The following is a 5966-nucleotide window of genomic DNA, read 5'->3' as shown; positions in this document are numbered from 1 at the left end:
CCTCGAAACCAAGGCGCCTTGGTTTCGAGGCTCGCTTCGCTCGCACCTCAACCAGCGGCGCCGACAGATCAGCAGAGCACCTCAACCAGCGGCGGGAGTGCTTCGTTCGTACCTCGACCAGCGGCGGCGACAGATCAGCAGCGCAGCGCACCTGGAACCGCGGCGCGTCGGGGCGCCCACTACCCTCACCCTCGTGACTTTCGACGCTGGTACCCCCGCTCCCGAGGTCGTCGCCGACGACCACCTCCTCGCTGCCTGGCTGGCCGAGGCCGCCGGCCGCCGTCTGCTCGAGGTGCGCGGCGAGGGGCTGGAGGGCAAGGAGCTCAAGGACGCCGGCGACCGTGCCGCGCACGAGCTGTTGATGGGCCTGCTGGCGACGTACCGCCCCGACGACGCCGTGCTCTCCGAGGAGGCGCTCGAAAGTGCCGTCGACAAGGACGCTCGGCTCAACGCTGCGAAGGTCTGGATCATCGACCCCCTCGACGGCACCCGCGAGTTCTCCGAGCCGCCGCGGGACGACTGGGCCGTCCACGTCGCGCTGTGGGAGGGCGGAACCCTGACCGCCGGTGCCGTCGCCCAGCCGGTGATCGGCGAGACGTTCAACACCGGGACCCCGCCCGTCGTACCTCCGCGTACGTCGGTCCGACCGCGGATCGCGGTCAGCCGGAGTCGCCCGCCGGCGTTCGTCGAGGCGCTCCGTGCCCAGCTCGACGCCGAGCTGGTGCCGATGGGGTCGGCCGGCGTCAAGATGATGTCGGTGGTCCGCGACGTCGCCGACGCCTACGTGCACGCGGGCGGCCAGTACGAGTGGGACTCGGCGGCTCCCGTCGCCGTCGCCCGGGCGGCCGGCCTGTTCACCAGCCGGGTCGACGGCAGCGAGCTGGTCTACAACCAGGAAGACGTCTACCTCCCCGACGTGATCGTCTGCCGCCCGGAGCTCGCCGACGACATCCTGGCGTTCATCGCGGAGCACGGCACCGACTGACAACCCGCTTGCTGCGGCCGGCACCTCCCGTGAGAGTGGTGCCGTGACGTCGTACATCTCGCACACCACGGTCGACTGCCGCAACGCCCACGCGCTCGCGGAGTGGTGGAAGCCGGTGCTGGGCTATGCCGACATCGCCGGAGACCCGAACGAGCCCGGTGACGAGGAGTGCATGATCGCCGACCCCGAGACGGGTCACCGGGTGCTCTTCATCGAGACGCCCGATGCCAAGACGGTGAAGAACCGGGTGCACTTCGACCTGCGCCCGCGCGACGGGAGCCGCGACGACGAGCTGGCGCGGCTGCTCGCCCACGGCGCCACCGAGGTCGCCGACCACCGCGGCAAGTACGGGCCCGGCACCGGTTGGGTGGTGCTGGCCGACCCGGAGGGCAACGAGTTCTGCATCCTCAGGTCCGAGGCGGAGATCGCCGCAGCAGCGGAGCCCAACCACTAGTCTGCCGTCGTGGCTCGCATCGTTGCGTCCCTCAGCGGATTCGGGCTGCTGGTCGGACTCCTCTTCCTCCCTGCGCTCTTCTTCGACGACGACGGCTCGCGCGCCGAGGCCGAGCCGGGCGTCGTGGAGCCGACCAAGATCACGTCGTACGTCGCCGACTTCACGGTGCACGAGGACGGCGGGATGGACGTCGTCGAGACGCTCACCGTCAACTTCCCGATCGGGCTCCACGGCATCTTCCGGTTCTTCGACCGGCTCGACCCGTCGGCGCCCGACGTGCGGCACTGGATCAGCGACACCGAGGTGACCGTCGACGGGGAGGACGTCCCGGTCGACCGCTCCCAGGAGGACCTTCGGTACGACGTGCTGCGGATCGGCGACCCCGACGCCTACGTGACGTCGGGTGACCACGTGTACGAGATCAGCTATCACGTGACCAGCGCGCTCACGCCCGGGCAGGACGTCGACGAGCCGACCCAGTTCTACTGGAACCTGGTGCCCCAGGGCTGGCAGCAGCAGATCGCCGAGACCGACCTGACCGTCCACCTGCCCGAGCCGGCCCAGGACGTGCGCTGCGCGGTCGGCGTCGGTGAGGGAGACACCGGCGCGTGCCAGGTGGAGGGAGAGGGCACCACCGACCTCCGGATCCGCACCGGCGCCCTCGACGACCACACGCCCGTCACGCTGCTCGTCGGCCAGGACCTGCCGACGCCGGACCAGACCACGCTGCCCTGGTCGCCCCGGTTCGACCGGGTCCTGGGCAGCCGGCTGTGGATGCTCGGACTGTCGCTGCTGCTCGGGCTTGCCGCCGCCGCGCTGGTGGTCCGGTGGCTGCTCCAGACCCGCGACCCCGAGCCGCCGTTCCCGCTCCAGTACGCCCCGCCCGAGGGCATCGGGCCGGCCCAGGCGCACTTCCTGCTGGAGGAGCGGACCGGGCGCCCGCAGTTCGTCGCCTCGCTGATGTACGCGGGGGAGCGCGGCGCCCTCCAGCTCGGCAAGCGCGACGACGGGCACTGGCAGATCACCAACAAGGACGGCGTCAACCCGCTCTTCGGCACCGACATGGTCACCAAGAGCCTCTCCTCGCTCCTCGGTGGGTCACCGGGCTCGGTGTTCGTCGTCAAGGCCAACGACCCGAGCTCCGGCGGTCGGCTCGACACCGCCTACGAGACGCACCGGGTCGCGCTCGAGCGCTGGGTGAACAAGGAGAAGGTGCTCGAGCGGAGCGGGCCGGGCATCAAGGGGCGCCTGGCCGTGGCCGGCGCGATCGTCCTCCTGCTGGTCTGGGTCGGGCTGGTGCTCGGCGGCAAGCTCGACGTCAGCCTCCTCGGGCTGCCGCTCGCCGTGCTCGGCGGTCTCGGGCTGCCGCTGCTCGCGTCCTCCTCGGTGACCCGGCGCACGGCCCAGGGCCGGGATCTGTGGTCGCGCGTCGGAGGCTTCCGTCGGATGCTGAGCACCTCGTCCGCGGAGGCGCGTTTCGACTTCTCCGGGCGCGAGGACCTCTACACCAGCTACCTGCCGTGGGCGGTCGCGTTCGGCTGCGCCGACCGCTGGGCGGAGAAGTTCCAGGTGGAGACAGGACAGCTGCCCCCGGCGCCGTCGTACCTCCGCGCCGGCAGTGACTCGACGAGCCTGACTGCGACGACCGGCGCGGTCGCCACGATGGTCGACAGCTTCGACACCACGCTCGGGCGGGCGATCTCCGCCTACAACGCCAGCATCGCCGCCTCCAGCAGCTCGTCGTCGTCGAGCAGCTCCTCGTCGTCGAGCTCGTCGAGCGGCTTCTCCGGTGGCGGTGGCGGAGGCGGCGGCGGGGGAGGTTCGTGGTGAGGCGGTTAGCCCGAACGGATGGTTTGTGGGCCCTGGGGCCCGAAACCCGGGCCATCGGGTCCCGCCACCCCTAGCCTTGCGCCCATGAAGCGCCTCATCGCGTCGGCGTTCGCCTTCGTCTTCATGGTGGCGATCCTGTGCATCCCTGCCGCGTTCTACGACGTGAGCTTCGAGGAGCCGGTCACCGCCAGCGAACCCACGACGATCACGAACTACCAGGCCGACTTCGAGCTGGACGAGGACGGGGGCCTCGACGTGGTCGAGACCCTCACCGTGGACTTCCCGGTCTCCGGTCGCCACGGCATCTTCCGGTTCTTCGACCGGGTCGTCCCGTCCGACCCCGACCTCCGCGCCGTCGTCGAGGACTTCGAGGTCACCGCCGACGGTGAGGACGTCGACGTGAAGCACACCGTCGAGGAGGGAAGGTACGACAACTACCGGATCGGCGACGCCGACACCACGCTGTCGATCGGTGAGCACGTCTACGTGCTGAGCTACCACGTCGACGGGGCGCTGACCCCGGGCGGAGACGAGGTCTCGACCGACTCGCAGTTCTACTGGAACCTCATCCCGCAGGGATGGCAGCAGGACATCGAGAAGGCCCAGCTGACCGTGCACCTCCCGGCGGCGGCCGAGGAGGTCCAGTGCTTCATCGGTGTCGGCGAGATCGACGAGGGCGGTGCCCGCCCCTGTGACCTCCGTGGCTCGGGCACCAGGACGATCAAGATCACCACCGGTGCGCTCAACGACCACACGCCCGTCACGCTGCTGACCGGCCAGGACCTGCCGACCCCGGACCAGGCGACGCTCCCGTGGCCGGCGCGGTTCGACAACGTCTTCGGCACCAGCGTGCCGGTGCTCGGGGTCCTCGCGCTGGCCGCGTTGGTCCTCGGAGCGCTCGGTCTCTTTTTGAGCTACCTGGCGTTCGAGCGCAGCCCGCGGTTCCCGCTGATGTACGGCCCGCCGGACGGGATCGGGCCGGCCCAGGCCCAGTTCATGCTGGCCGAGGGCGTCGATCGCCGGTCGTTCGTCGCCAGCCTCATGCACGCCGCCGAGCACGGTGCGATCGACCTGCAGCGCGGTGACGACAAGAGCTGGACGATCAAGGACAAGGCCGGTCCCCAGGGGTGGGCGGGCCTCGACCCGGTCACGACCAGTGTCGCCGGCCTCCTGGCCGGCCCGGGCTCGTTCTTCGTCGCCCGCCGCAAGGACGTCGGCTCCGGCGCCGCGCTGCAGAGCCAGCTCTCCTCTTTCACCGCAGGGACGAAGATGTGGGCGACGGCGTCGGGGCTGCTCTCGCGCGCCGGCATCGGCGCCCTGGGCGGGCTCCTCGTCCTCGCCGGGTTCGGCCTCGTCGTGACGTCGGTCTTCTGGCGCCCCTTCAACATGTCGATGGTGGCGCTCCCGATCGCCGCGTTCACCGCGGGCGCGGTCTCCCTGCTGATGCCCGGCTCCGCGACCAAGCGCACGCCGGCCGGTCGCGAGCTGTGGTCCCGGGTGGGTGGCTTCAAGCGGGTGCTGTCGACCCCGTCGAGCAAGGACCGGTTCGACTTCTCGGGTCGCGAGGAGCTCTACACGGCCTACCTCCCGTACGCCGTCGCGTTCGACTGCGCGAAGCAGTGGGCCGAGAAGTACCACGTCGAGACCGGCAAGGAGCCGCCCGCGCCGGCGTACTGGTACGGCGCGGGGTACGGCGCTGCCGCGTTCGACGTCGACTCGATGGTCGGTGACTTCGACAGCACCCTCGGCAGCGCGATCTCGTCCTACGAAGCCACCCAGAGCTCGTCCTCCAGCGGCGGCGGCGGAGGTGGCGGCGGAGGCGGCGGCGGAGGTGGCGGTGGCTCCTGGTGAGCATCGCCCGGTGACGCCGCTCGCGTCGGCGTCGCACCTGGCCTAGATTTCCAGCAACTTCGAGAGAGGGATCCTCCCCCATGATCTACGTCATCATCGCCGTCGTCGTCCTCGTGCTCCTGGTCGTGTTCTTCGTCGTCGGCTTCAACAAGCTCCGCAAGCTCGACGTCGGAGCGGAGGAGGCCCTCGGTGGCATCGACGTCCAGCTCACCCGCCGGGCGGAGCTGATCCCGAACCTGGTGCAGACCGTCAAGGGGTACGCCGCCCACGAGTCGGGTGTGTTCGACGAGGTCACCAAGGCGCGGGCCGGTCTGGCTGCCGCGGCGGCCGGCGACGACGTCCCGGCGAAGGCTGCGGCCGACGCCGCGATGCAGCAGGCGCTGGTGAAGGTCAACGCGGTGGCCGAGGCCTACCCGGACCTGAAGGCCGACGCGAACTTCCGCGACCTGCAGGACCAGCTCGGGAAGACAGAGGACCAGATCGCCTTCGCCCGCCAGTACTACAACGACGCGACCGCCCAGCTCAACCAGGCGGTGCGCACCATCCCGTGGATGTTCTTCTCCGGCGTCGCCGGTGTGAAGGAACGCGAGTTCTACGACGCCCCGAGCGAGCACACCGCCGCTCCCGGAGTCGAGTTCTAAGCGCCCTCTCCGCCGCCGCTGCCGCTGGTTGAGGTGCGAGGCCGCTGCCGCTGCCACTCGTTGAGGTGCGAGGCCGCTGCCGCTGGTTGAGGTGCGAGCGAAGCGAGCCTCGAAACCAAGGCAGTCAAGCCATTGCCTTGGTTTCGAGGCTCCTCGCTGCGCTCGTCGCACCTCAACCAGCGGCGGCCGCTGCGCTCGTCGTACC

5 protein-coding genes are annotated in these 5966 nt (G+C 70.4%); all 5 read left to right on the top strand.

The annotated features are described in order from the left end of the window. Positions 1–193: 193 nt before the first annotated feature. The 5 genes from H0488_RS21555 to H0488_RS21535 all read left to right on the top strand — a co-directional run bounded on the left by H0488_RS21555 (position 194) and on the right by H0488_RS21535 (position 5761). Positions 194–985 carry a 3'(2'),5'-bisphosphate nucleotidase CysQ gene (locus H0488_RS21555; RefSeq protein ID WP_183101266.1) on the top strand — a complete coding sequence of 264 codons (792 nt, stop codon included), beginning with the start codon at positions 194–196 and terminating at the stop codon, positions 983–985. A 43-nt stretch (positions 986–1028) separates the two neighbouring features. Then, positions 1029–1439 carry a VOC family protein gene (locus H0488_RS21550; RefSeq protein WP_183101265.1) on the top strand — a complete coding sequence of 137 codons (411 nt, stop codon included), beginning with the start codon at positions 1029–1031 and terminating at the stop codon, positions 1437–1439. 9 nt (positions 1440–1448) lie between these two features. Beyond that, positions 1449–3269, top strand: coding sequence for a DUF2207 domain-containing protein (locus tag H0488_RS21545; protein ID WP_183101264.1), 1821 nt, complete (start codon positions 1449–1451; stop codon positions 3267–3269). 84 nt (positions 3270–3353) lie between these two features. After that, positions 3354–5120, top strand: a complete 1767-nt coding sequence (locus tag H0488_RS21540; RefSeq protein ID WP_183101263.1) for a DUF2207 domain-containing protein — start codon at positions 3354–3356, stop codon at positions 5118–5120. Positions 5121–5200: 80 nt separating this feature from the next. Beyond that, complete coding sequence (locus H0488_RS21535; protein ID WP_183101262.1) at positions 5201–5761, top strand: LemA family protein; 561 nt, start codon at positions 5201–5203, stop codon at positions 5759–5761. Positions 5762–5966 lie beyond the last annotated feature (205 nt).

It is taken from the genome of Nocardioides pelophilus (assembly GCF_014180685.1).
GTDB classification, from domain to species: Bacteria; Actinomycetota; Actinomycetes; order Propionibacteriales; family Nocardioidaceae; genus Nocardioides; species Nocardioides pelophilus.
This window is presented reverse-complemented; position numbering and strand designations above follow the sequence as displayed.